This window comes from Ruegeria sp. AM9, from assembly GCF_056540565.1.
This window is the reverse complement of the sequence record NZ_JBQFWY010000012.1, coordinates 1-26,279: the sequence shown is the minus strand read 5'-3', so window position 1 is coordinate 26,279 and position 26,279 is coordinate 1. Positions and strand designations below refer to the sequence as shown.

Below are 26,279 nucleotides of genomic sequence, written 5' to 3'. Positions count from 1 at the left end.
GTGGCTAAGCCGCGCCGCCGTCATAGCATGGTGTGTCTGCGCCCGATTGATCCGAGGGGCGCGGATTTAGTGCGGCAATGAATCGGTGGCGATAAACTCGGCCAAAACTGCCCGGCTGCCGCTCTGCCAGATCCCGGTCAGCCACCGGGCGAAGGCATCGGAAAACTGTGTGCCCCGGCCAAATTCACCGCAATACTGGCGTTGTTTGAGCCAAAGCTCCGGGTCGGCTTTGGACGCCATCGCTGTTTTCTGCAGGGTCTCCCATTGGGGGTCATTGGGGGCGATTTCTGAGCCGTCCTCACGAATGCCCGCACACATCCTGCACCAAAACGCCTCGGCCAGCGCAAGCCCGTTTGCGGAAGTGCCAGCCGCAAGCGCATCGCGCAGCGATGGCAGCAGAAAGCCCGGATGCCGCGACGACCCGTCAAACGCAACCCGGCGCGTTGTGTCGTGAATCGCGGTGTTGGCAAATCGGCTCTTGACCAGGGCAAGGTATTCTTTTGCCGTCGTTCCGGGGACAGCCTCGACATGTGGCAGAATTTCGTCAGCCTGAACTTTCTCGAAAAACGCCACGATATCCGGGTCTTGCATACAGTCTGCAATTGTCGGGACATTCAGAATTTCCCCGACATTTGCAAGCAGCTGGTGACCGCCGTTCAAAATGCGCAGTTTCATCGCTTCATAGCTATGAACATCATGGGTCAGCGTCACACCGACCTGTTCAAGCGGCGGGCGCCCGGCGCAGAAGTCATCCTCGATCACCCATTGGCGAAAGTTCTCGTGCGAGACCGGCGCGCGGTCATCGACGCCAAGCGCGCGGCATTGCGACACCAACTGATTGGCCGTCGCGGGCACGATGCAATCCACCATCGAATTGGGGAACGCACCATTCTGGTCAATCCAGGCGGCCAGGTCAGGATCGGACAGGCGCGCCATACCAACGACGCAGTTCCGCAAGATCGTCCCGTTGCCCTGAAGGTTGTCGCAGCTCAGCGCAGTAAAAGGGTTGAGGCCGTCTGCACGGCGTTGCCCGAGCGCCGAAACAAGGGCGCCGAAGACCGTGCGCGGGTGGGTGGGGTTTGCCGCATCGTGACGAATATCTTCGTGATCAGTGTCGAAGGCATCGGAGTTGGAATCCAGGTAATACCCGCCTTCGGTTACTGTCAGCGACACGATCCGGATGGATGGGTCGGCCATCTTCCGGATCAGAGCGGTATTGCCCGCCTCAATCGGCAGGTAGTCGATCATCGGGCCTGTAACCTCGGCGGACATCCCGTTCGGATCCAGCTCAATCAGGGTTGTCAGGCAGTCCTGCGCCAGCAATTTCTCTCGCATCTCGGCGTCATAGCTTCGCACACCGGCCCCGATGATGGCCCAGTCGTGGGCCTGACCCTGCTGCATCAACTTGTGTAGGTACCAGGCCTGATGCGCGCGGTGAAAATTGCCAAGCCCGATATGGACAATGCCCGGCGTCAGGTCGGAACGCGCGTAAGCCGGGGTCCTGACGCTCACAGGCAGCTCTGCAAGGTTGTCCCGCCCCAGCCGTTTCGGAGGTTTTGCGTGTGCCAGAGGGTCCATCAGCTCATCCAGTTTCCACCGTCGACATTGTAGGTTTGGGCGACGATGTACTTGGCCTCGTCCGAGGCGAGAAACACCGCCATCCCGGTCAGATCTTCGGCGCAACCCATCCGGCCGTAGGGGACGGCTGCGGCCACCTCGCGTTTCTTCTGGCCACGTGGTTTGCCTTCGTGTTTTGCAAAGAACGCATCTACGCCGTCCCAGTGCTCGCCATCCACAACACCCGGAGCAATTGCGTTCACGTTGATCCCATGAGAGATCAGGTTCAGCCCCGCCGATTGGGTCAGAGAAATGACCGCCGCCTTGCTTGCGCAATACACCGCGACCAGAGGCTCGCCCCGTCGCCCGGCCTGCGAGGCCATGTTGATAATCCGACCCTTGGTTCCGTGTTCGATCATGTGGCGCGCAACGGCCTGCATCGTAAACAGAACACCTGAGACATTGATGTCGAAAACGCGGTTGTAGTCGGCGCGCTCAATCTCAACAATCGGGGCCGCCGTAAAGATGGCTGCGTTGTTGATCAGAATGTCGATTGGGCCGAAATGTGCAGCCGTGCGTGCGACGGCCTCATCTATGCTGTGCTGGCTGGTCACGTCCATCTCGACGGCCACGGCGCTATCGCCGATTTTGGCGACGGCCTCCTGAGCCCGAGGGCCGTCAATGTCGGCAATCGCAACGCGCGCACCTTCGGCGACATAAGCCTTGGCAAAGGCCAGCCCTATGCCCCGTGCGGCCCCTGTGATGAGGGCGATTTTTCCGGCCAGGCGGTTCATTCGATCCGCAGCCCCTGTGCGTCAAACCGGTGGATCACGTCCGCGCGTGGCGTCAGGTGGATGCGGTCCCCGTGGCGGAAGCCAACCTCGCCATCCGCGCGGACGGTGAGTGTTTCGGCAAGACCGGTATCGTGCACATGAAAGAACGTGTCCGAGCCGAGGTGTTCCGAGACGCTGACAACGCCGGACCATTCGCCTTCGGTCTCGGACACTGTGATGTGTTCCGGACGAATACCGATGGTGTGAGCACCGTGTTTCTCCGCCTCGGGACCTTCGATGAAGTTCATCTTGGGCGAGCCGATGAACCCCGCGACAAACAGGTTGCGCGGCGTTCGATACAGCTCCAGAGGGGTGCCGACCTGTTCGATCACACCGGCCTGCAGAACAACGATCTTGTCGGCCATTGTCATGGCCTCGACCTGATCGTGAGTCACGTAGATCATCGTGGTCGCCAGACGTTCATGAAGTTCACTGATTTCCAGCCGCATACCGACCCGCAGCGCCGCGTCCAGGTTTGAAAGCGGTTCATCGAACAGAAACGCTGCGGGTTCGCGAACAATCGCGCGGCCGATGGCGACGCGCTGACGCTGCCCGCCTGACAACTGCCCCGGACGGCGGTCCAGATAATCGGTCAGGTTCAGCACGCTGGCCGCCCCTTCGACGCGCTTGTCGATCTCGGCCTGGTCCAGTTTCGCCATGCGCAGCGGGAAGGCGATGTTCTTGCGCACTGTCATATGCGGATAGAGCGCATAGGACTGGAATACCATTGCCAATCCCCGTTTCGCGGGCGGTACATCGGTGGCATCCGAACCGTCAATGTCGATAGAGCCCGAGGTGATGTCTTCCAGCCCTGCGATGAGACGCAGCAGGGTCGACTTACCGCAGCCCGAGGGGCCGACGAAGACGGTGAACTCGCCATCTTCGATGGTCAGATCCAGCGGGGGAATGACCTCAACGTCGCCGAAGCTTTTGGTCACGGACTTGAGTTGAATACGTCCCATGTGTCGTGTTCCTTATTTCACAGCGCCGAAGGTCAGGCCGCGGACAAGTTGTTTCTGGCTGAACCAGCCGAGGATGAGGATTGGCGCAATTGCCATGGTCGAGGCCGCGCTGAGCTTGGCAAAGAACAGGCCCTCGGGGCTGGAATAGCTGGCGATAAAGGCAGTGAGTGGCGCCGCGTCAACTGCGGTCAGGTTGAGGGTCCAGAACGCCTCGTTCCAAGCCAGGATGAAGTTCAGCAGCACGGTCGAGGCGATGCCGGGAATGGCCATGGGCGTGAGGACATAGAGGATTTCCTCTTTCAGCGTCGCCCCATCCATCCGCGCGGCCTCCAGAATCTCGCCCGGGATTTCGCGGAAATAGGTATAGAGCATCCAGACGATGATCGGCAGGTTGATCAGCATCAGGACAACGACCAACCCTCCGCGTGTGTCCAGCAGGCCCAGCCGGATGAACAGCAGGTAGATCGGGTAAAGCACGCCCACCGCAGGCAGCATCTTGGTTGACAGCATCCAAAGGAGGATGTCCTTGGTGCGTTTGGAGGGCACGAAGGCCATCGCCCATGCGGCGGGCACCGCGATGATCACCCCAAGAATGGTCGAGCCACCCGCGATGATGACCGAATTCCACAGGAACCGCATATAGTCCGAGCGTTCCTGCACGATGGCATAGTTCTCAAGCGTCCAGTTGAAATTCAGGAATAGCGGCGGGCTGGCAATGGCCTGCGCCTCGGTCTTGAAGCTGGTGAGGATGGTCCAGAGGATCGGGAAAAAGATCAGCAGACCGATAGCCCAGGCAAGGGCAGTGTTCAGCGATTTGCGGCGGGTTGTGACGGCGCGGGCCATGTTCGTTCCTCCTCACGCGTCCAGGTTTTTGCCGACGATGCGCATCAGGAAGATCGCAACGATATTGGCAAGGATGATGGCGTAGACACCTCCGGCTGATCCGAGGCCGACATTCTGGCTTTCCAGCACGCGCTGGAAGATCAGGTAGGTGAGTGTACGGGTGCCGAAGGCGCCGCCGGTGGTCACGAAGATCTCGGCGAAGATCGACAGAAGAAAGATTGTCTGGATCAGGATCACGATGGTGATCGCGCGGCTCAGATGCGGCAGGATGATGTGATAGAACCGTTTCAGAACCGGGGCGCCATCCATTTCAGCCGCTTCCAGCTGTTCGCTGTCCAGCGACTGGATCGCGGTCAGAAGGATCAGCGTGGCGAAAGGCAGCCATTGCCAGGAGACGATCATGATGATCGAGGTCATCGACGCCTCGGACAGCCAGGAGATCGGCTCGGCCCCGAAAAAGCGCCACAGATGCGCCAAAAGCCCATTGACCGGGTCCATGAACATGTTCTTCCAGACCAGCGCGGATACGGTGGGCATGACGAAGAAGGGCGCAATTACGAGGATGCGGACAACACCCTGACCCCACATCGGCTGATCCAGCAGCATCGCCAGAAGGATGCCGAGGATGACCGTAATCACCAGAACACCGCCCACGATGACCAATGTTGCCTGCACCGCAGGCCAGAATGAACTGGAGGACACAAACCGGACGTAATTGTCGAACCCGACCCAGCCCAGATCGCCCCCCCTCAGCGGCAGGTATTTCTTGAAGGAAAAGTACAGCGTCATCGTCAGGGGTACGAGCATCCAGCCAAGAAGCAGGACCACGGCGGGTGCCATCATAAGGCGCGCAACGGATCGGGAATGTTGAGTTGCCATGACGCAAGACCTCTCTGTTCAGGCGCATACCAGCCTGCGAGAAAAACACGGGGTGTGGAAGGGTAGGGCGGGGGGCAGACCTCTGCCCACCCGCGGGGAGAAGACCTCAGTACCCTGCGGCTTCCATCTCTTCTGCAGTGAAGGCCTGCGCTTTCTCAAGCGCCTCTTCCACCGATTGCTGACCAGCATAGACCGCCGAGAATTCCTGACTGACCTGCGTGGCGATACCTGCAAACTCGGGGATGGCCGCAAACTGGATGCCAACATAGGGCACCGGTTTCACCGTCGGGTTATTCGGGTCCGCTGACAGGATCGAGTCCAGCGTCATCTGCGCGAATGGCACCTTCTGATACTCGGGGTTCTCATACAACGAGGTCCGCGCGCCCGGCGGGACGTTGGCCCAGCCTTCGTTCTCGGCCACCAGCTCGATGTAATTCTTGGACGTGGCCCATTCGATGAACTGCTTGGCAGCATCTTCCTGTTGTGTGCCCGCCGGGATGGCCAGCGCCCAGGCCCAGAGCCAATTGGACCGCTTGTCAACACCGTCCGAGTTCGGAGCTAGCGCAAAACCAACCTTGTCCGCGACAGTCGAGTCGTTGGGATTGGTTACGAATGAGGCCGCAACCGTGGCGTCGATCCACATGCCACACTTGCCTTGCTGGAACAGCGAGAGGTTCTCATTGAAGCCGTTGGTCGCATAGCCTGCAGGTCCTGACTCGGCCATCATGTCAACGAAGAAGGTCAGCGCCTCGTTCCATTCGGGCTGATCGAACTGGGGCTTCCAGTCTTCGTCGAACCAGCGCGCGCCGAACGAATTCCCGGTCACGGTGATGAAGGCACCGCCCTCACCCCATCCAGCCTTGCCGCGCAGGCAGATGCCGTTGATATCATTGTCCCGGTCGGTCATCGCGGCGGCGGCTTCGCGGATGAATTGCCAGGTCGGGGCGTCCGGCATTTCAAGCCCGGCCTTTTCCATCAGGTCGGTGCGGTACATGACCATTGAGCTTTCACCATAGAACGGTGCGGCGTACAGCGTTCCGTCATGGCTCAGCCCGTTGCGCATCGCGGGCAGAATGTCGTCCACGTCATATTCGGCAGACATGCCTTCCAACGGCACCAGCCAGCCATTGGCGCCCCAGATCGGGGTTTCGTACATACCGATGGTCATGATGTCGAATTGGCCGCCCTTGGTGGTGATGTCGGTGGTCACGCGCTGACGCAGCACGTTTTCTTCAAGTGTCACCCACTCGACATCGATCCCGGTCGCTTCGGTGAATTTGTCGGTATAGCCCTGCATCCGGATCATATCGCCGTTGTTCACGGTGGCGATGGTGATGGATTGCGCGTGGGCCGCGGCCGTGGCGACGAAAGTCAGCGCAGTCGCCGCACGAAGTGCGTGTTTCAGATACATCCCTGTCCTCCCTGAGCTTGGATGCTGTGCAGAGAGCCTAGTTTAATAATTGTCGCGCCGTCAATAAAAACTTTACGCGCGTTAAATTTTATAACTATGCGGATTCCCTTAAGACCAGCCGCGCAGGGAAGAGGGTTTCCGTCCGCTTGTCGAATTTTCCACCGTTTTCAATAAGTTCAAACAGCGTTTCGACGCTTCGCGCCGCCACGTTGTCGTAATCATGTGCTGCGGTCGTCAGGGATGGGCACGTAAATTTTGCAAAAGGATGATCGTCGTTTGAGGCAACCCGCAATGTGCAATCGTCCTTTCGCCCGACACGAATCCCCTGTTCGTAGCACGCCGCCAGAAAGCCGATCGCCAGCCGGTCGTTGCTGCACAGAACTGAATCTGTGCGCAGCTCGCGCTGATCCAGCACCTTCAGCGCACCCTGCCGGCCAATCTCTTCGAAGGCCCAGCCAGTGCCTTCGATTTTGATGACATGCGGCTCAAAGCCCAGACGCTCCATCACTTCAACATAGGCTTTGCGCCGCTTGTTGGCATTTGGGTTTGCGGGTGTGCGCATCTCAAAGAAGGAAGGCGGCTCGCCGGTACGGGTCATGTATTCCACGGTCTGGGACACAAAGCTGAAATTGTCGGACCCGATAAACGCCGCGCCCAGACCGTCGAGGTTGCTGTCGAACAGAACTGTCGGCACGCTGGCGCAAAATTTCTCAATCGCAGACGTGTCAGAGATACGCCCCAACGGCGCCAACAACACGCCAGCGGGTTTCAGGGATTGCAAACCGTCCAGAATTTCGTTTTCCAGCTTTTGTTCACCATGAGAGCTGAAAAGAAACGGGCGATACCCCGCTGCGATGCAGGATTGCTCCAGATACCGCGCGATTTCGGCAAAGAACGGATCGGCCAGGTAGGGTACGACGATACCGATATTCTTGGTCAGCTTTCGGTTCTGGTTCACAGCATAGATATTCGGGCGATAGTCAAACCGTTCGAGCGCCTCTTCTATCCGGGCCCTTGTCGTTGGGCGAACGCTGTCGGGATCGTGGAAGTACTTGGATACCGTGGGTCGCGAGATGCCGCTGAGGGCTGCGAACTCTTCCATGTTCTTTATCTTGGTCATGCCAGTCTGCCTGCGGATCTTAGCCGCCTTGATCTTGTCCTGTTTTTACATATTCTTTGCGCGCGCTAAAAAATCAATAGCCAGACAATTTCCGCACGTTTCTGCAAGCAAGGGGTTTCAATGTATCTCGGGATCGATATCGGAACGTCGGCGGTCAAGCTTGTCTGTGCGGATACAGATCGAATACTTGCGACGGCTTCGGTAGGAATGGAGACATCCTCGCCGCAACTCGGCTGGTCCGAGCAGCACCCGGATATGTGGTGGCAGACAACACGCGATGCATTGAACCAACTTGCGGGGAAAATCACGCTGTCCGAGGTGAAAGCCATCGGTTTGTCCGGCCAAATGCACGGGGCTGTTTTGTTGGGCCGTGACCTGTGTCCGATCCGACCGGCCATCCTTTGGAATGACAGCAGGGCGGCACGTGAATGCGATGAATTGCGCGCGGCCCAACCGCAGATAGGTCAAATCGCCGGCGTCCTCCCTTTGCCGGGCTTTACGGCACCCAAGATCGCCTGGCTGAAACAACACGAGCCGGACCACTATGCCCGACTTGCCCATATCCTGCTGCCTAAGGACTATATCGGTTTGTGCCTGCATGGCGAGTTGGCAACCGACACGTCCGATGCTGCCGGGACCCTGTGGCTGAATCAGGTGTCACGCAATTGGGATGCCGGAATTGTTGAAGCCACTGGTGTCGAGCCCGATTGGTTGCCGCAGGTTTGCGACGGTCACAATGTTGTTGGGACGGTCACAGCAGAAACGGCGGTTGAAACTGGGTTGAAACCCGGCGTACCCGTCGTGGCCGGAGGAGGGGATGCGGCAACCGGGGCGGTGTCTCTGGGGGCTACCGAACCGGGGCGTGGCTTTATCTCGCTGGGGACGTCCGGCCAGCTGTTCGTGGCGGATCGCAAGTACAATCCCAATCCCGAACGCTATGTTCATGCTTTTGCGCACACGCTGCCTGATCGCTGGTATCAAATGGCAGCAATGCTGAACGGCGCCAGACCGATTTCATGGATTGGCGGTCAACTTGGGCTGTCTGCTGCCGACGTTGTAACGCTGGCCGAAACGGTCAGCGGTGATCGTGTGCCGATCTTCCTGCCATATCTGACCGGTGAGCGCAGCCCGCTTGGGGATCCGCATATCCGGGCTTGCTTCTTTGGCCTTGAGGATTCGACCACACGCGCGGACATCTGCCGTTCCGTGGTGGAAGCCATTGCATTTTGCTTTGCTGATGCAGCGCAGAGTTTCGGCGAAACGATAGACAACTTGCCGGAACTGGCCGCCATCGGCGGCGGCAGCCGATCTGATCTTTTGCTGAGCCTGATCGCGACGGTGACCGGGAAACCCATTGTGCGGTCTAAGGGGGCGGATTCCGGTCCGGCCTATGGTGCGGCCCGGCTGGCAGCCTGTGGTGTTGGCGCGTTGGAAAATTCTGATCTGGCTCTTCAACCCCCAACAACGGACCGGTTCGAGCCCGCTGACATGGCGGCGCTGTCCCAACGATTGACGCGGTTTCGCGGTGTTTATACGGCACTAAGTGTGGTCGATTAGGTGCCTTCGCGCTCTGCGCCCGAATTATACCGCCTGTTTCTCCCACGGTGGGTACGTGGCAATTTCGGCAATCAGGAAGTCCATGAATACGCGCACCTTGGGCGATAGCACGTTCGATTTCGGGTAGATCAGCCACAACACATTGTCTTCGGCGGCCTCATAGTCGGGGAGGACATGCTTCAGTCTACCCGATGCAAGCTCTTCCTGAACGCTCCACAGCGAATTCATCGAAATCCCCGCGCCAGCGACCGTCGCGAGCTTTTGGCTGAGCCCGTCATCCATTATCAGCGGGCATTTGGTTGCACCCGGATCGAACGATGCTGCGGCGCCATGCACGCTCTTCAACGCCCGAGCCCGGATATGCCTAAATGCGATGAGTTTGTGATGCAGCAGCTCGTCCGGCGTTTCGGGTTCACCAAATGTCGCAAGATAGTCAGGTGACGCGCACAGGATACGCCTGTCATCCGCCAGCTTTCTCCCCTTGAGGCTGGTGTCGATCAAAGGCGCGTTTCGCAGGGCAAGGTCATAGCTTCCTTCGATCAGGTCAAATTGCGTGTCAGACAGGCGCAAATCCAGGGTAATCCCCGGCTGTTGAGCCTGAAATTTTGCAAGGATCGATGCAATGTACAGCTGGGCAAAGGTGCTGGGCGCGGTAAAGCGCAGGGTGCCAGTGGCTTGCGCCGCACCTTGCCCCAAAGCCGCCATGGCAGCATCTTCCTGCGCCAGAATCTCACGCGCATAAGGCAGGAACTCGGCGCCTTCCAGCGACAGGGACACTTTGCGCGTCGAGCGATGAAGAAGCTCAACGCCCAGTTGGTGCTCGAGTTTGGCAAGCCGAGCACTGGACACGGCCGGAACCAAGCCCAGTTCACGTCCCGCGGCCGAGATGTTCAGCTTGTCCGCAGCAAGCACGAAAAGACGAAGGGCCTGGGTGTCCATAACTCGATTATATGTAAAACACGAAAACTGAAACTCGTTTTCCCCAGTTTTATCGATTTCTGCAAGTGTTATTTGGCGCTCAACACAACACACACCAAATGGAGCCACAGATGTCAGCCCCTTCAAACGTTCAGTCACAAATCATCGAAGCCTTCAACTTTCGGCATGCGACCAAGATCTTTGACCCGGACAAGAGGATCAGCGATTCCGAGTTCGAAACCATTCTGGAGGCCGGGCGTTTGTCGCCAACCTCATTCGGGCACGAACCGTTCAAAGTCCTGGTCATCCAGTCGCCCGAGATGCGTGAGCACTTTCGTGAATTTTCCTGGGGCGCAAACGGAATGATGAATGGAAGCACGGGCCAATTGGGCACCGCGAGCCATTTTGGTATCCTTCTGGCCAGTACCGCGGAAACCATGACTGCGGGATCGGATTATCTGCAGGATCACTATCGCGCGGTGAAGCAGCTGCCCGATGATGTTATCGAGCTGTTCAACGGCGCCTACGGAAAATTTCAATCGACGGACCATCGTGTCACATCCGAGCGTGAGATTGCGGATTGGTCCGGCAAGCAGGCCTATATCGTCCTTGCCAACATGATGACGGCGGCCGCCCTGATGGGGATCGACTCCTGTCCGATCGAAGGGTTCGATATGGAACTGACCACCGAGGCGCTGTCTGAACATTTCGGTGTGGATACGACCAAGTGGAAGCCAGCGGTCATGTTCGCATTCGGACATCGGGTCAGCGACCCGCAATTTCCCAAAACCCGTCGTTCGATGGCCGAAACGGTAAGCTGGTTCTAACACCGCCGCAAAACCGCGAAGGCTGCCCAATCGGGGCAAACAGGAAGAAATCGGATGCAAAGAACTGGTATCGTAAACGACCATGTCCACAGGCCCGGGCGGCAGGCATGGATCAGTGCAGCCTTTGCGGCTTGGTAAAGACGGGCTTGAGGTCAACTATTCCCCACGTTCTATTAACGCGTGTTCAGGCGAACAAGGGAACCGGGTCTATGATCAGGAAATCACGCAGCTTTTGGCAGGAAAGCTGAATACCCGTGAGGTTCTGGTCATTAATCCCACAGTGCCGGTGGATGATCCCGGTCCAACGCGAATACCAACGCCCATGATCCACCTGAGATTTAGACAGAGATCCATCAAAACAACGCACAAACGTCCGACGACGACATTCTGCCGGACTTTTCCTGAAGGAGTACTGCAATGGCCAAAACCATTCTTGTCACCGGTGCAACCGACGGCATCGGACTGCTCACCGCCACAAAGCTCGCGGCAGACGGCCACCGGGTTCTTCTGCACGGCCGTAACCCGGCAAAGCTGGAGGCCGTCCAAAAAGACGTGGGAGGTGAAACAGAGACATACAGCGCTGATCTCTCTCAGATGTCGGCCGTTGTCGCGTTGGCCGCAAACATCCGTGCCAGACACGAGACACTGGATGTACTGATCAACAACGCGGGTGTTTTGAAGGCGCCGCAACCGGTGCTCGAGCACGGGCTCGATATCCGCTTTGTCGTCAACACGTTTTCGCCCTATCTGCTGACTGAACTGTTATTGCCAATCATCCCCAAATCCGGCCGTGTCGTGAACCTGTCGTCTGCCGCTCAGGCCGCAGTGGATCTAGGCGCCATGCAGGGCAAAACGCGCCTGTCTGATATGGAAGCCTATGCGCAAAGCAAGCTGGCAATTACCATCTGGACCCGCGAGTGGGCCAGGGAACTGGCCGAGGGACCGGCATTGATCGCCGTGAACCCCGGTTCGCTGCTGGCGTCAAAAATGGTCAAGGATGGCTTTGGGGTTGCGGGCAACGACCTCAACATCGGTGCAGACATTCTGATCGCGGCCGCGCTGAGCGATCAGTTCTCAAATGCGTCAGGGCGCTATTTCGACAATGACAATGGTGCGTTCGCCGATCCGCATCCTGCGGCCCTGAACACCGGGCTGGCAACGGATGTGATGAATACAATTCGGACGATGACGCGCCAGCAAAGCTAAGCCGCGCATATTTCCTTGCAAGAGCCCCCCCCATCGGAAGTGGTTCAGGGACCGTCCGATTGAATTCGAAGGCCGCAGCGCATCTGCGAAGCTCGCTTCTGTAAATGTTGACCAATAGTTGAGTTTGAACAACCATCGGGTTGGAATAACAACTTGGCTTGGCAAGGACGGTCACCTGATACGTTTGTTCATCATTGCACTAGGCGTTACCGTTTTGAATACAATGCCAATTTGGCTGGCCGAGTTGGCTGTCAAAAGCGGCATTTCCGAAGTGGCTGTCGGCCTGCTGGCCAGTGTTGTTTTATTGTCTGCGGCCGTTGGGTGCGCGATGGGGACAGCCGCTGCACGTAACTATTTACCTTTTGGGGCCGGGGTTGTTGCGGGTATCGGTATCGCCAGCGCCGCGATAGCGCAGGTTATTTCGACCACGGCTTTGTTCATCGGCGCTGTTGGCGTCGGTTGGTCATTGGGTGTCGTTCTGGCTTTGCCCCTGTCACGCAGTCTGACGGATACCAGACTTGTGCAAATGATCGGCAACGGAATGGCGGTCGGGTGCGCCGCTTCGTTCGTTCTGCTCACGGCGATTCATGTAACAGGGGTTTCACTACTGCCCCTTTTGGCCGTTCTTGCGGTGATACAGATAGTCTTGCTGGGGCGGCAATGGCCCGAGCAAAACAAACTCAGGGTCGTGCATTTCAACTGGAAGCAGGACATGAGCTTGCTGCCGTTCTTCATCTGCATGGGCGCGTATTGGGCTTTTCTCGAAGTGTTTTCGGTCGAACTGGACCTGGGCAGCCTCAGCGCTTGGTTGGCTGGCAGCCTGTTGCTGTCCGGTATGGGGTCCTGCTGTGCCGGCTTCATACCCAATCGGCTGAGCCTGCATGCAAGCATAGTGGGTCTGCTGCTCGCCGCGCTTGCAGGTGGGCTCACCTATTTATCGACGAATGAACTGGTGATCGGCATCACTATTCTGATCAATGCATTCGGCCTGTTCCTGTTTTTTCCGCTGTATCTGGATCGAACGGATGCACCAGCGGCAGGGATGGCACGCTATCTGCTGGGTTTCGCGTTGGGAGGCGTGACAGGAAGCCTTGCGATTGCCGTGGGGGGCTATTTGGCTTTGGCCGCAGCCGTTGTGGCCTCGGGTTTGATCGCTGTTCCAGCTATGGCGCGCCAGCGTCCGAATTCGGATGTTCCGGAATTCTGAGCCCTGCCTTGCGCCATCCCCGCACGGCCATCTCGCCGCGTTCCGGCGTGATCCCGGTCAGTGCAAGCTCTTCATAGACGACGTCCTCAAAGACCGGAAACATCTCTCGCATGACTTCGGCTGCGGCCTGAGCTTTTTCAGAGTTGCCCAACTCACCATGAAGCCAGGCAAGATGCGCCTGGTACCAAAAGAACTCGGGCATCGGAAATTTCTCAATCTCGACCAGCGCGGCCTCAGTAAAGCCCTGCGATGCATAGAGCCAGCATCGCGCATAGTGATACCATCCGGGATGCACCGGGCTGAGGTCAATCGCGCGGTCCAGCAATTCCACCGCCCGATCAAATTCACCCAGAAACAAATGGCATGACCCGATCTCGGCCAGAACATCGCAATGCCCGGAATTCAGCTCGAGCGCCCGTTCGGCGGCGACCCGAAACCCGGCGATATCCATCTGGTAGAAGATGGTCAGCGCCAGTGTCATCTGTGCAAATGCGTTCAGCGCGTCGCAGTCCACAGCCTTGCGTGCCGCATCCGCCGAAAGCGCCAGAGCGTCCACATCCGGGCGCTGATTTACGTGATAGCGGTACTCTTCCAGCAGCAGCATGGCATAGGCCGCCCACCCATCGGACGAACGCGGATCCGTTTTGAGTGCGTCCTTCAACCTGTCCCGAATGTCTGCATGTAAAGAATGATCGTAGGACCTGTAATACTCGTAAAACTGTGCAACGAGAAAATAAGTGTCCCAGGACTGTGTGCGCCCGTCGGGCAGGGACCTTGCCACCTGTTTCGCAATCAATCCGTGGCGGCTGCCAAGCCGTCCGGCGATCAACGCGGCAATATCTTCCTGAATATCGAACAGCTGCTCGGGCCCGCCGCCGCGATCGAATTGCTCGGTCGCGACCAGCCTGCCATTGCCGGCCTCGGTTACTTGTACGGTCACCCGCAGCTGGTTCTGAAACCTTCGGATACTGCCTTCGACAACGTGGGTGACCGCGTGTCTGCCGGACATCTCCGCGTTTGAAACCTTATCGGCAGCCAGCCGGGAGGTCGTGCGATGTGACAGCAGGGTGAGTTCGCGAAACCGGGACAGGTTTGTGATCGTGTCTTCCGTCAGTCCTTCGGCAAGAAATCCGTCGTTGGGGGATGTGCCCAGGCTTCTGAAGGGTAGAACCGCAAGAACAATGCCCTCTGGCGATTGTGTGTCTTGTGTGTTGACCGCGGGCATGTCGATTTCCGCGACAAAGCGAAACCCTTTCCCATGCACGGTACGGATCGTGTGCTGATCCCGCCCCGTGTCACCAACCGCCACGCGGGCTTCCTTCATCGCGGTCGATAAAGTGGCGTCAGTGATGAAACGACCCTGCCACACCTGTTCAACCAACTCGTCCTTCAGAACCACCCGGTCCCGGTTGGTAATGAGGTATTCCAGAATTTGCAGGGTCTGCGGGGTCAGGCTGTCACAGACCCCACCGCGCGATATCTGAAAGAGGTCTGTATCAATCGTACAATCATTAAACGCGTATTTCATGTCCCGAAACCGATCATGTTTCAAACGCTTTTGCCTTTAAACGAGCATATCCCTCAGACTTTCTCAGGAAAAGCTCAGATGCAGCTCGAGGTTCAAAACCGTGGCGCTGCTATTCCCGTTTCATCCTTAACGGCCCGTCTTGCGGCTCAGAAACAGGAGAATAGCAATGAAATACCGAAATGCCCTGCCGCAGTTGAACGGCACCCAGATGGTGGCTGACGGCGGCCTTGAAACCACACTGGTCTTTCACGACGGGATCGACCTGCCGCTGTTTGCAGCCTTCAAGGCACTGGAACGCCAGGACGGCATCGATGCCATAGACAGATATATGCGCGGGTTCGCCCGTCTGGCTGTCGATCATCGCCGGGGTTTCATTATGGACACTCCTACCTGGCGTGCCAGCCCCCGATGGGCAGCCGAGCTTGGGGTGGACCGTGATCAGCTCAAAGAGATTCACCGCGAGGTGATCGCAACGCTTGTGAAGATGCGGGACGAACATGAAACCCCGGATTCCCCCTTTGTGATCAACGGAGTAATCGGGCCGCACAGCGACGGTTATGCCCCGACGGAAATCATGAGCGCATCCGAAGCCGAAGCCTACCATCAGACGCAGGCCAATTGGTTTGCCGAGATGGGCGCAGACATGGTTTCGGCGATCACCATGACCTATGTCGACGAAGCAATCGGTATCGTAAACGCCACGCGGAAAGCGGGCATTCCGGTGGTTATCTCGTTCACCGTTGAAACCGACGGCCGCCTGCCTTCGGGCCAGGATCTGCGCGCTGCAATTGAGCAAGTCGACAGAGTCACAGACGGTAAAGCGGCGTATTTCATGATCAACTGTGCGCATCCCGATCATTTTCGCTTTGTTCTGGAGCAAGGCGGCGATTGGACAAAGCGGATCATGGGGGTGCGGGCCAACGCGTCGCGCCTGTCCCATGCCGAGCTGGACGAAGCTGAGGAGTTGGATGACGGCAATCCGAAGGAATTCGGCGCGCTTCATCAAGAACTTAAACGGTTGCTACCAAATCTGACCGTGATCGGCGGTTGCTGCGGCACGGACCATCGGCATGTGGAGCATGTCTGCATGGCCACACAGCAACCAAAAGCCAACGCTGTCTGACAGCGGTAGAGCCCACCATTGCCGCCAACTTTCGCGACAGGAGTGAAGGGCCAGCGCGATTGGCCCTGCAAATGCTCGGACACAATTGGTGCTGTTGCAACAAGATCAGGAGAGAAAGATGAATATCGAACGTAATTCTTTTCCCAGCCCTCGAAGCCAGTTGTTTCGACCGATTGGCACCCAAGCGCCATATGGGCCTAGCAACAAAAAAGGCTCTCTGGCGCAGATATTGGCCAACCTGTTTAAGCGCCTGCGTGATGCGGCAGTTCGTGAATACCGCATTCGGCGGGACTACCGACATGTTTCCCGGCTTGATGACCGTATGCTGAAAGATATCGGGCTGAACCGTGATCTCTTCCATGTGGAGTTGCGTTACGGTCGTGACGCATTCCGGTGGTTCTGACTTTTGCAGGCTGGCAAGTAGCTCAAAAGGAACAGAGCCCAAACTTCCCCAGGCGTGCTCAAAAGATCCAGAGCACGCCTGAATTCGGAAATCTCGCCTGATGGCAGCCGTTCCACCGCGTATTGGCATCGACTTGAAACACCTGGAGCGACGAAGCACGCAAAAAAAACGAGAATTGCTAAGGTGTTGAGTTCTTGAGGGGAAGAGTTTCAGTAATTCGGTTTCATTAATTGCGTTGTCCCAAACACTGGTGGGATCAAGATTAATCCTTGTAATCTATCTTATGTTAATATTATCCCAACTACACTGCGGGCTTGGTCTGCTGAAACACAAGCCCAGTTCTCACATCCAGCCGCGCGTTCCGTACAGCTTGCTCAGCCACCGTCACCGAGCATCTTGATTGCAGCCAGAAGGCGGGCGATTTCCTGTTCGGTGTTGTAGTGACAGAACGAGATGCGGATACAGTCCGTCAGGCCAAGCGGCGTAAGCACGTTGCCGGAATAGTGGTCAGCCTTGCGCGTGTGGGTGCGGATACCCTGTTGGTTCAGGGTTTCAACCACATCTTCAGAGGCCTTGCCCTCGATCACAATAGAAACCAGCCCCTCGCGCGCCGGGTTGTCGGCCCCCGCCAGAATTGTGACATGGTCCATGTCGCGCAGGCCCGGCAAGTTGCCGGTACCGTTGATGGCTGTGTTGGTCAGGTGGGTTTCATAGGTGTGGATGGCGCGGCCCGCGGCTTCGATCCGCTTCCGGGTGTCACCCTCATCCGAAACCTCACCCCCCAGCCAGTCGAAATAGGCCACCACGTCCGACACGGTCGCGTAAGAGCCGGTGTCACGGGTGCCGAACTCCCACCCTGTGGCGGGGGCGTCGATCAGCATGTCGTGGGGCGTAGCGCTCAGCCGGTCGGATATCCAGGCGATGCCGTAACCGTGGCGCGAAAACACCTTGTAGGGCGAAATCACATAGCCATCGATGTCATAGGCGTCCAGATCCACCTGCCCGTGCGCGGCGTGCTGTATGCCGTCGATGATGATCATGCATTCCGGCGAAACCGCCCGGATTGCGGCCGAAATCGCCGCCACATCCATGCCCATGCCAGTCACGGGCGACGCGTGCAGGATCGTCGCCACGGCCACATCCGGGGTCAGTCGCGCGGTATAATCCTCGGCCGTGACCAAACCGGTTTCGTTGTCATGAGGGACGTTCACATAGTCCAGCCCGGCAATCCCGGCCCAGCGGCGCGCGGCGCTGCGGGTGGCTGGGTGTTCGATGGACGACCCGATCACCCTGGCCCCTTTCGGTGCGGCCAGACAGGCGGTGCGGATCAGGCGGAACAGAAGCTCGGTGCCGCTTTCACCGGCAAAGAATTGACCGGTCGCGGCGTTCATGAACAGCGCCAGATCCCCCTTAGCCTTGTTGATCACCTGCTGGGTGCCCTGCCCCGCCGGATTGATACGGCCGGGATTGTCGGGGATCGCCGCATAGAATGCCGAGGTCGCCGCCACCGATTTCAGCGTCAACGCACCGCCGGCGTTTTCAAAGAAGATACGCTCGCCCTGAAATGGACAGTTTTCCACATGGGCAAACCGGTCGCGGATGGCGTTGATCAGGGCGGGGTTGTTCTGAATCATGGGTCGGTCCTGTAGGTTTGCATAAAGCGCAGCGCGGTAGCTTTTGGCAATCATCGTCACTGGCAGAGAGGATGCAATCTTTCACGTTGCCGACATCAGATAGTCTGCCACCGTCATCACCCCCTTGGACCCTGCGTCGGCAAAAGGGTGCCGCTAGGGCAACCAAAGGCCCATTCGCGCGCGGGCTTTGGTATAGTCGACGAGAGATTTGAGGGTGAACCGAAGTGGTCGGCAGTATTTTTCGTCGAAACTGCACGATTCATCAGTGTTTGGATCAAATGGCGGAGGTTTCGCGCAGTGAGCATAGGACAAAGGCCCGGCCCGGGCGGCTCATGCGCTTCAGGAGTATGCTATGTTTAAAGATTTCTTTCCCGCAACCGTTTTGACCACCGTAATGCTGACCGGCTCAGCGGCAGCGGCGGATGAGAATGTGATGGTGGTGTTTGATGGCTCGAATTCCATGTGGGGTCAGATCGACGACACGGCAAAAATTGAAATCGCGCGGGGCGTCATGGAAAACCTGCTGGGAGAATGGGTCGAGGACCGCAATGTTGGGCTGATGGCCTATGGCCATCGACGCCGGGGTGATTGCGGCGACATCGAGGTTCTGGTCGAACCCGGCCAGCAGGCGCGTGGGGTCATTCTGGATCAGATCAACGCGATATCGCCGATCGGAAAGACCCCTCTGACCGACGCGGTCGAGGCTGCGGCCAAGGCGCTGTCCTACACCGATCAACCGGCAACCGTCGTGTTGATTTCCGACGGGTTGGAAAGCTGCGAACGTGATCCCTGCGCCTTGGCGCAGGCGCTGGAGCAAGGAGGGGTAGGTTTCACAGCGCATGTGGTGGGGTTTGGGCTGGGTGCGGATGAAGATGCAAGCTCGCTGGCCTGTATCGCCGAAAATACCGGCGGTCAGTATATCACCGCCGCCAATTCCCAGGAACTCGGCGCCGCGCTCAGCGCCGTGGGCACCGCAGTGGCAGAAGCAGCCTCCACCCCCGAACCCGAGCCTGCGGTTCAGGATGTTGTGGTTGAGGCGCCCGAGACGGCCGTGGGCGGATCTGACTTGGTTGTGCGCTGGACGCCGACGGTCGAGGAAAGCGACTATATCAACATTGTCCCGGTTGGCGCCGATCCAGCTGTCTTTGGCAGCTATGTGCGTATCGGTGACGCCGAAGAGGTCACAGTAACCGTCCCCGGCAGCGAAGGTCTGTATGAAGCCAGGTATCTGCACAACCAAAGCAAAGAGGTTTTGGGACAGGCCACGCTTGAGGTGACAAAGCCCGAGGTTGAGCTGACTGCGGCGGATACGGTGCAGACTGGTGCGAAACTCAAGGTCGCGTGGTCACCGGTGATCAACCGGCGCGACTATGTGGCGATTGTCCCGGCGGGGTCCGATTCCGGCACGTTTGGCAATTATCAGGCTGTCGGCAGCACGACCGAAACAACCCTCAATGTTCCCGCCGATCCGGGCCTTTATGAGTTGCGTTATATCCTGAATATGGACAAGCGCACGGTGGCGTCGCGACAGGTCGAGGTGACCGATCCTCAGGTCGTTCTTCAGGCCCCTGACAGTGCTCTGACCGGGTCCGTATTCGAGGTTGCCTGGGGCGGCGCCGTCAGTCCGCAGGATTATATAAACATCGTCCCGGTTGGGACCGATGAAGGCAAGTTTGGCAATTACGTCACTGTCGGCGATGCCTCGAAAGGCAAGCTGAAGGCGCCTGCCGAACCGGGCATGTACGAGGTGCGCTATGTCCTGCGCGAAGGCAGCAAAACGCTGGCGCGCGAAGCGATGGAGATTACGACCCCCGAGGTCTCGATATCGGGTCCCGAACAGGTTGTGACCGGATCAAAGTTCGAGGTGTCCTGGACCGGTCGGGTCAACACTCAGGACTATGCCGCCATTGTCCCCGCCGGGTCGGATGACGGGGTCTTCGGCAATTACGCCGTGGTGCGGGACGGCGATGTCGCAGTGCTGACCGCGCCGGCCGAACCGGGCCTCTATGAGCTGCGCTATATCCTGCGCGAGGGGTCGAAAACACTGGCGACCGCGACGATCGAAATCATATCCCCGCAGGTTACAATCGACGCGCCGGACACTGTCATCGCGGGATCGAAGTTCAAGGTTGCCTGGGCCGGCGCCGCAAATGCGCAGGATTATATCAATATCGTCCCTGCGGGCACCGAAGAGGGGAAATACGGCAACTACATCGTGGTCCGTGACAACAGCAGCGGCGATGTTCAGGCCCCGGCCGAGACGGGTTTGTATGAAATCCGCTATGTGTTGCGCGAAGGGTCGAAAACCATCGCAACGGCCATGGTTGAGGTGACCGACCCCGAGGTGACGGTCACCACAGTTGACGAAGTGCGGGCGGGCGACACGTTGCGGGTGTTCTGGACCGGGACGGTCAGTACGAATGACTACATCAATCTGGTGCCGATGGGCACGCCGGATGGTGATTACGGCGTCTACGCCCAAGTGCGCGCGCAGACCGAGCTTGATCTGAAAGCCCCGGCTGAAACCGGCCTGTACGAGGTCCGGTATCAGTTACGCGAAGGCAACCGGGTGCTGGCTCGTCAGACGGTCGAGGTTCTGGCCGCGGACGCGGCGCTGGACACCGGCGCATCGCTTGAGGCCCCCGACAGTGCCCCCGCAGGCAGCAGTATCTCGGTCGGGTGGCAATCCGACAGTCAAAGCGCAGATCAGCGCATCACGCTGGCGCGCAGCGAACAGGCCATCTTTACCTGGATTTCAGCGCAAAAGATCAACGGCGATTCACCGATCGAGATGACCTTGCCGGATGAGCCCGGCGTCTATGAGATTCGGCTGCTGGACCTTGCAAACAAGGCGGTGCTGTCGCGCAAGGTGATCAAGGCAGAATAGCGTCCGATCGGTCGCCTAGCCGCCGGTCATCTGCGACGAATAGTAAAAGGCAATCGCCTGGGCCCGGTTTTTCACCGCCAGTTTCTCGTAGATATTGGACAGGTGGAACTTGACCGTGTTGGTCGAGATCTGCAGTTCTTTCGACAGGTCCCGGTTCGACATGCCCTGTGCCAGCGCCTCGAGGATGGCGCGTTCTTTGCGGGACAGGCTTTGAATCGGATCCTGCTGCATTTTGCGGACGTCGATGAACGGGAACACCATTTTTCCCGCCGCCACGTCGGCGCAGGTTTCCAACAGGCCCTCTACCTCGCCGGATCGGGCGGCAAAGCCTGCCGCCCCGGCCTGCATCGCCAAGCGCGGGATTTCTCCGGTGGTTTCCCCATAGACGACAAAGCGCGGGGCGTTGGCCTGTTCGCGCATTACTTCGATCAGTTTCGCCGCCCCAAGAACAGGAAGGTTCCAGTCCACCACGCCGACCTGAACCGGAACCCGCATCACGGTTCCCAAGAACCCCTCGGCCGTCGCCGAGGTCGCCACCAACGAGAATCGCGGGTCGCGTTCAAAGATTTCTGACATGGCAGACAGGACCAATGGATTGCTGTCCGCCAGCATGACATCAATCGGAGCGTTAGCGGTAGCAGCCATCTTATTCACCCTGCTTTTGTCCAGAACCACCCGTTTGGGTAGGTTCAAAATTGGTATACTTTGGTATTTTTACCTAAATGGGTAGGTTATTCCCCATCAATTTAGCCATCCTAAAGCAGTAGTAAGTTACGTTGCGTTACAGGACAAGTCCGCGTTTTCTAATCGGCAACGTAACACAACAGGCCACAGCGCCCGACCAACTGCCGAGGATATCTAACAATGACCTTTCAGATTTTCCCACCGCTCGAAATTCCCGATACGCTTGCGGCGGGTCCGGGGCCGGGCAACACCGACGCCCGCGTTCTGCACGCATTCGCCAATGCAGGCGTCGCGGACCACATGCAGGGCGACGTGCTGCGGGGCATGATCGAGTGCAAGCACATGCTGCGCAAGATCTGGGGCACCGAAAATGCCTATACCTTCGCCGTGGCCGGAACCGGCTGGAGTGCGCTGGACACCATGTTCTCGGCCGTGATGCCCGGCGACAAGGTGGTTGCGTTTACCAACGGCACTTTCTCGGGCATCGATGCGCTGACATTGCGGATCAAGGCCGCAACACCTGAGGAACACGCCGCCAACCCGCTGGACCCGCAGGCCGCCAGCGTCACCGTGGTCGAGGTTCCGCACGGCCAGCCGGTGACGGGTGAGCTGGTCGAAGGCACCCTGGCCGAGCATCAACCGAAATGGGCCTTCATGGCGCATTGGGAAACTGGCTCGGGTCGTATCAACGACCTGCGCGGGTTCTCGGACGCCTGCGAACGCCACGGTGCGATGGGCCTGATCGACGCGGTTTCGTCGTTGGGCGTCGATGACTTTTCGATTGATGACTTCCCCGGCATCGCCGGCTGGGCTTCCTGCCCGCAGAAAGGCCTGTGCTGCCTGCCGCTGACTTATGCGCCGGTCAGCTTCACCGATGCTTACATCGAAACCCTGAAAACAACCGGTGCTTATACTTACGTCCACAATCCGATTTTCGAGGCCCGCCACTGGGGTATCGTCGATGGTCAGGACGTCGAGAAAGGCACCTATCACCGTACCCATTCGGGGTACGCGGTCGCGGCTTTCCACGAATCCCTGCGCCTGACCCTGCAAGAAGGTCTGGCCAAGCGCTCGCTGTCTTACCGGACCCACGAAAAGGTTCTGCGCGACGCCGTGATCGAGATGGGATGCGAGGTGACCTCGGACATGCCCAGCCTTGTCGTTTTGAACCTGCCCCCGGAACTGGCGGGCCGTGAAATGGAGCTGGTGCAGAACTGCCGCGCCCGCGGGTTTGGAATCTGGCCCACGCTCAGCGCACCGGTGCAGGTTCGCATCGGCATCCTGAACCAGTTGAACCGACAGGCCGTCAGCCGGATCGTACGTCTGTTCGCCGAAGCCCTGCGAGAGCTGGGTGCCGAGGTCGATCAGGACGCTATCGAGGCCTTGCTGGAAAGCCGTTACGGCACGTCGATCGCCGCTTAATCATACTGCATGAACGGGAGGATTGCAGATGGATATCCATGAATACCAAGCGAAAGAGCTTCTTTCGAATTTCGGTGTCGACGTGCCCTCGGGCGCGTTGGCCTACAGCCCGGAACAGGCGGCCTATCGGGCGCGCGAACTGGGCGGCGACAAATGGATCGTCAAGGCACAGGTCCATGCCGGAGGGCGCGGCAAGGCCGGAGGGGTCAAGCTGTGCAACACCGAAAACGAAATCCACCAGGCCTGTGATGATCTGTTCGGCCGCAAACTGGTCACGCATCAGACCGGCCCCGAGGGCAAGGGCATCTATCGCGTCTATGTCGAATCCGCGGTGCCGATTGATCGCGAGATTTATCTGGGTTTCGTGCTCGACCGCTCCAGCCAGCGGGTGATGATCGTGGCCTCGTCCGAGGGCGGGATGGAGATCGAGGATATCTCGGCCGAGCGCCCCGAAAGCATCGTCCGCTCGATCGTGGAACCCGCGGTGGGCCTGCAGGAATTCCAGGCGCGCGAGATTGCGTTCAAACTGGGGCTGGAACCCAAACTGGTGCAGCACATGGTACGCACGCTGCAGGGCTGTTACGCCGCCTTCAGCGATCTGGACGCCACCATGGTCGAGATCAACCCACTGGTCATCACTGGGGACGACCGCGTTCTGGCGCTGGACGCCAAGATGAGCTTTGACGACAACGCCCTGTTCCGCCACCCGCAGATTGCTGAACTGCGCGACAAGAGCCAGGAAGACCCGCGCGAAAGCCGCGCGGCGGACCGTGGGCTGTCATACGTGGGCCTAGACGGCAATATCGGCTGCATCGTCAACGGCGCCGGTTTGGCAATGGCGACGATGGACACGATCAAACTGGCCGGGGGAGAGCCCGCAAACTTCCTCGATATCGGTGGCGGCGCCTCGCCCGAACGTGTGGCCAAAGCCTTCCGGCTGGTGCTGTCCGACGACAACGTGCAGGCGATCCTCGTCAACATCTTTGCCGGTATCAACCGCTGTGACTGGGTGGCCGAAGGCGTCGTACAGGCGCTGAAGGAACTGGATATCGACATCCCCGTTGTCGTCCGTTTGGCAGGCACGAATGTCGAGGAAGGTCAGAAAATCCTTGCCAAATCCGGCCTGCCGATCATTCGCGCCACCACACTTATGGAAGCCGCAGAACGCGCCGTGGGCGCATGGAAAAACGACCTTACTCAAGGCACCAAGATAAGGGCTGTGCAATGAGCATTCTTCTCGATCGTGACTCGCGTGTCATCGTACAGGGCATCACCGGCCGTATGGCGCGGTTCCATACAAAGGACATGCTGAAATACGGCACCAACGTTGTCGGCGGCGTCGTTCCCGGCAAGGGCGGGGAAACCGTCGAAGGCGTTCCGGTCTTCGACACCGTCAAGCAAGCTGTCGAGGCAACCGGTGCCGATGCCAGCCTTGTCTTCGTGCCGCCGCCATTCGCTGCGGATTCGATCATGGAGGCCGCGGATGCCGGTATCCGGTACTGTGTCTGCATCACCGACGGTATTCCGGCGCAGGACATGATCCGGGTGAAACGATACATGTATCGCTACCCCAAGGAAAAGCGCATGGTGCTGACCGGGCCGAACTGCGCGGGCACGATCTCGCCCGGTAAAGCTCTGCTGGGGATCATGCCGGGGCATATCTACCTGCCCGGTCACGTGGGGATCATCGGACGCTCGGGCACGCTGGGCTATGAGGCCGCCGCACAGCTGAAAGAGCGCGGGATCGGTGTATCGACCAGTGTCGGCATCGGCGGCGACCCGATCAACGGGTCGTCCTTCAAGGACATCCTGCAGCGGTTCGAAGAGGACGAAGACACTCATATCATCGCCATGATCGGAGAGATCGGCGGCCCGCAGGAAGCCGAAGCCGCAGAATACATCCGCGATCACATCACCAAGCCGGTGGTGGCGTATGTCGCCGGTCTGACCGCCCCGAAGGGCCGCACCATGGGCCATGCGGGCGCGATCATCTCGGCTTTTGGCGAAAGCGCCAGCGAGAAGGTCGAAATCCTGTCCGCTGCCGGTGTCACCGTTGCAGAAAACCCTGCCGTGATCGGTGAAACGATCGCCCGTGTGATGGAGGCCGCGTGATGGTCAAACCCTCGGTTCTTGTTACCCGTCGCTGGCCTGCCGCCGTCGAGGCGCAGCTGGCCGAGAACTATAACGCCGTCCTGAACACCGGGGACAAACCAATGTCCCCGGCCGAAATCCGGCAAGCACTGAAATCCTATGACGCGGTGCTGCCAACCGTCACCGATACGCTCAGCGCCGAGGCGCTGGACGTACCCGGCGCACAGACAAAGATCCTCGCCAATTATGGCGTCGGCTACAGTCATATCTGCGAGCCTTCGGCACGCGGGCTGGGTATGACAGTGACAAACACGCCTGACGTGCTGTCCGAATGCACTGCCGATATCGCCATGACCCTGCTGCTGATGGTGGCCCGCCGTGCCGGAGAAGGTGAGCGCGAGCTGCGCGCTGGCAACTGGACCGGCTGGCGCCCCACGCATCTGATCGGCACCAAGGTCAGCGGCAAGACGCTGGGCATTATCGGCTATGGCCGTATCGGTCAGGAAATGGCCCGCCGCGCTCATCACGGGTTCGGCATGGATATCCTTGTCTACAACCGCAGCCCAATTGACCCGGACGTTCTGGCCAAGTGCAACGCGACCCAGGTGGACACGGTTGATGAGCTGTTGCCACAATGCGATTTCGTCTCGTTGCACTGCCCCGGTGGCGCCGCAAACCGCCATCTGATCAACGCTCGTAGGTTGGACCTGATGAAACCCGACGCGTTCCTGATCAATACGGCACGCGGCGAAGTGATTGACGAGCAAGCTCTGGTTCAGTCGCTGTCCTTCGACATGATCGGAGGGGCTGCGCTGGACGTGTTCGACGGCGAGCCGCGCATCAATCCGGATCTTCTGCAATGCGACAACCTCGTGATGCTGCCACACCTGGGCAGTGCCACGCGTGAAGCGCGTGAAGCGATGGGGTTCCGTGTGCTGGATAACCTCAGCGACTTTTTCCAGGGCTTTGAACCGCGCGACCGTGTGATCTGAGATCACCCTAAACCCCAAGACATGAACACCGATGCGACCTAAACGGCGGCATCGGCCCCTCTTCTACAGGAGATTTGCCCCGTGAATGCCCCGCACCGTACCGACGGTTTTTTCACCCAATCGCTTTCGGACCGTGATCCTGAGCTTTTTGGCTCGATCACATCCGAGCTGGGCCGCCAGCGCGACGAGATCGAG

The 26,279-nt window shown here is 58.8% G+C and carries 22 protein-coding genes; 11 read left to right on the top strand and 11 right to left on the bottom strand.

What is annotated here, in order from left to right; all coding sequences use genetic code 11:
- Positions 1-66: 66 nt before the first annotated feature.
- The 7 genes from ACR0DO_RS16670 to ACR0DO_RS16640 all read right to left on the bottom strand — a co-directional run bounded on the left by ACR0DO_RS16670 (position 67) and on the right by ACR0DO_RS16640 (position 7,605).
- The gene (locus tag ACR0DO_RS16670; protein ID WP_480560435.1) at positions 67-1,578 is read right to left on the bottom strand and encodes a mannitol dehydrogenase family protein; all 1,512 of its coding nucleotides are present in this window, start codon (positions 1,576-1,578) and stop codon (positions 67-69) included.
- Entirely contained in the window at positions 1,578-2,351 is a 774-nt protein-coding gene (locus ACR0DO_RS16665; protein WP_480560433.1) for an L-iditol 2-dehydrogenase, read from the bottom strand. Before ACR0DO_RS16665 ends, ACR0DO_RS16670 begins: the two co-directional genes overlap by 1 nt.
- On the bottom strand, positions 2,348-3,352 hold the full coding sequence (locus tag ACR0DO_RS16660; protein ID WP_480560431.1) for an ABC transporter ATP-binding protein: 1,005 nt from the start codon (positions 3,350-3,352) through the stop codon (positions 2,348-2,350). Before ACR0DO_RS16660 ends, ACR0DO_RS16665 begins: the two co-directional genes overlap by 4 nt.
- Before the next feature lie 12 nt (positions 3,353-3,364).
- Positions 3,365-4,195, bottom strand: coding sequence for a carbohydrate ABC transporter permease (locus tag ACR0DO_RS16655; protein ID WP_480560429.1), 831 nt, complete (start codon positions 4,193-4,195; stop codon positions 3,365-3,367).
- A gap of 12 nt (positions 4,196-4,207) precedes the next feature.
- The gene (locus ACR0DO_RS16650) at positions 4,208-5,074 is read right to left on the bottom strand and encodes a carbohydrate ABC transporter permease (RefSeq protein WP_170375757.1); all 867 of its coding nucleotides are present in this window, start codon (positions 5,072-5,074) and stop codon (positions 4,208-4,210) included.
- Between the two features lie 106 nt (positions 5,075-5,180).
- A complete protein-coding gene (locus tag ACR0DO_RS16645) occupies positions 5,181-6,485 on the bottom strand; it encodes an ABC transporter substrate-binding protein (RefSeq protein ID WP_480560427.1) in 1,305 nt (434 codons plus the stop codon).
- Positions 6,486-6,579: 94 nt separating this feature from the next.
- Complete coding sequence (locus ACR0DO_RS16640; RefSeq protein WP_480560425.1) at positions 6,580-7,605, bottom strand: LacI family DNA-binding transcriptional regulator; 1,026 nt, start codon at positions 7,603-7,605, stop codon at positions 6,580-6,582.
- A 120-nt stretch (positions 7,606-7,725) separates the two neighbouring features.
- Between ACR0DO_RS16640 and xylB the strand changes: the two genes are divergently transcribed.
- Positions 7,726-9,162 (top strand): xylulokinase, encoded by a 1,437-nt coding sequence (gene xylB, locus ACR0DO_RS16635; protein WP_480560423.1) that lies wholly within the window; start codon positions 7,726-7,728, stop codon positions 9,160-9,162.
- Positions 9,163-9,186: 24 nt separating this feature from the next.
- On the opposite strand, the gene ACR0DO_RS16630 is transcribed toward xylB, so the two are convergent.
- Positions 9,187-10,101 (bottom strand): LysR family transcriptional regulator, encoded by a 915-nt coding sequence (locus ACR0DO_RS16630; protein ID WP_480560516.1) that lies wholly within the window; start codon positions 10,099-10,101, stop codon positions 9,187-9,189.
- 110 nt (positions 10,102-10,211) lie between these two features.
- Between ACR0DO_RS16630 and ACR0DO_RS16625 the strand changes: the two genes are divergently transcribed.
- The 3 genes from ACR0DO_RS16625 (at position 10,212) to ACR0DO_RS16615 (ending at position 13,320) form a co-directional block, all read left to right on the top strand.
- Complete coding sequence (locus ACR0DO_RS16625) at positions 10,212-10,907, top strand: NAD(P)H-dependent oxidoreductase (RefSeq protein WP_480560421.1); 696 nt, start codon at positions 10,212-10,214, stop codon at positions 10,905-10,907.
- A 417-nt stretch (positions 10,908-11,324) separates the two neighbouring features.
- Positions 11,325-12,113 (top strand): SDR family NAD(P)-dependent oxidoreductase, encoded by a 789-nt coding sequence (locus ACR0DO_RS16620; RefSeq protein ID WP_480560419.1) that lies wholly within the window; start codon positions 11,325-11,327, stop codon positions 12,111-12,113.
- A gap of 118 nt (positions 12,114-12,231) precedes the next feature.
- Entirely contained in the window at positions 12,232-13,320 is a 1,089-nt protein-coding gene (locus tag ACR0DO_RS16615; protein ID WP_480560417.1) for a hypothetical protein, read from the top strand.
- Here the strand turns inward: ACR0DO_RS16615 and ACR0DO_RS16610 are convergent.
- Positions 13,277-14,848 (bottom strand): winged helix-turn-helix domain-containing tetratricopeptide repeat protein, encoded by a 1,572-nt coding sequence (locus tag ACR0DO_RS16610; protein ID WP_480560415.1) that lies wholly within the window; start codon positions 14,846-14,848, stop codon positions 13,277-13,279. The genes ACR0DO_RS16615 and ACR0DO_RS16610 overlap by 44 nt on opposite strands.
- A gap of 166 nt (positions 14,849-15,014) precedes the next feature.
- Between ACR0DO_RS16610 and ACR0DO_RS16605 the strand changes: the two genes are divergently transcribed.
- Complete coding sequence (locus ACR0DO_RS16605; RefSeq protein WP_480560413.1) at positions 15,015-15,971, top strand: homocysteine S-methyltransferase family protein; 957 nt, start codon at positions 15,015-15,017, stop codon at positions 15,969-15,971.
- A gap of 118 nt (positions 15,972-16,089) precedes the next feature.
- Positions 16,090-16,374: a DUF1127 domain-containing protein gene (locus ACR0DO_RS16600; RefSeq protein ID WP_480560411.1), complete on the top strand. Its 285-nt coding sequence runs from the start codon at positions 16,090-16,092 to the stop codon at positions 16,372-16,374.
- Between the two features lie 374 nt (positions 16,375-16,748).
- Here ACR0DO_RS16600 and ACR0DO_RS16595 read toward each other — a convergent pair whose 3' ends face one another.
- Positions 16,749-18,008: an aminotransferase class V-fold PLP-dependent enzyme gene (locus ACR0DO_RS16595; protein ID WP_480560409.1), complete on the bottom strand. Its 1,260-nt coding sequence runs from the start codon at positions 18,006-18,008 to the stop codon at positions 16,749-16,751.
- A 352-nt stretch (positions 18,009-18,360) separates the two neighbouring features.
- On the opposite strand from ACR0DO_RS16595, the gene ACR0DO_RS16590 reads away from it, so the two are divergent.
- Complete coding sequence (locus ACR0DO_RS16590; protein ID WP_480560407.1) at positions 18,361-20,895, top strand: vWA domain-containing protein; 2,535 nt, start codon at positions 18,361-18,363, stop codon at positions 20,893-20,895.
- A gap of 15 nt (positions 20,896-20,910) precedes the next feature.
- On the opposite strand, the gene ACR0DO_RS16585 is transcribed toward ACR0DO_RS16590, so the two are convergent.
- Entirely contained in the window at positions 20,911-21,540 is a 630-nt protein-coding gene (locus ACR0DO_RS16585) for a LuxR C-terminal-related transcriptional regulator (RefSeq protein ID WP_480560405.1), read from the bottom strand.
- A gap of 219 nt (positions 21,541-21,759) precedes the next feature.
- On the opposite strand from ACR0DO_RS16585, the gene ACR0DO_RS16580 reads away from it, so the two are divergent.
- Genes ACR0DO_RS16580 through ACR0DO_RS16565 form a run of 4 tightly spaced genes read left to right on the top strand, consistent with a single transcriptional unit; the run spans position 21,760 to position 26,084 of the window.
- The gene (locus ACR0DO_RS16580; protein WP_480560403.1) at positions 21,760-23,001 is read left to right on the top strand and encodes a pyridoxal-phosphate-dependent aminotransferase family protein; all 1,242 of its coding nucleotides are present in this window, start codon (positions 21,760-21,762) and stop codon (positions 22,999-23,001) included.
- Positions 23,002-23,029: 28 nt separating this feature from the next.
- On the top strand, positions 23,030-24,229 hold the full coding sequence (locus ACR0DO_RS16575) for a malate--CoA ligase subunit beta (RefSeq protein WP_480560401.1): 1,200 nt from the start codon (positions 23,030-23,032) through the stop codon (positions 24,227-24,229).
- Positions 24,226-25,113 (top strand): succinate--CoA ligase subunit alpha, encoded by an 888-nt coding sequence (gene sucD / locus ACR0DO_RS16570; RefSeq protein ID WP_170448129.1) that lies wholly within the window; start codon positions 24,226-24,228, stop codon positions 25,111-25,113. The genes ACR0DO_RS16575 and sucD overlap by 4 nt, the downstream gene beginning before the upstream one ends.
- Positions 25,113-26,084 carry a 2-hydroxyacid dehydrogenase gene (locus ACR0DO_RS16565; RefSeq protein ID WP_480560399.1) on the top strand — a complete coding sequence of 324 codons (972 nt, stop codon included), beginning with the start codon at positions 25,113-25,115 and terminating at the stop codon, positions 26,082-26,084. The genes sucD and ACR0DO_RS16565 overlap by 1 nt, the downstream gene beginning before the upstream one ends.
- The last annotated feature ends 195 nt before the right edge of the window (positions 26,085-26,279 follow it).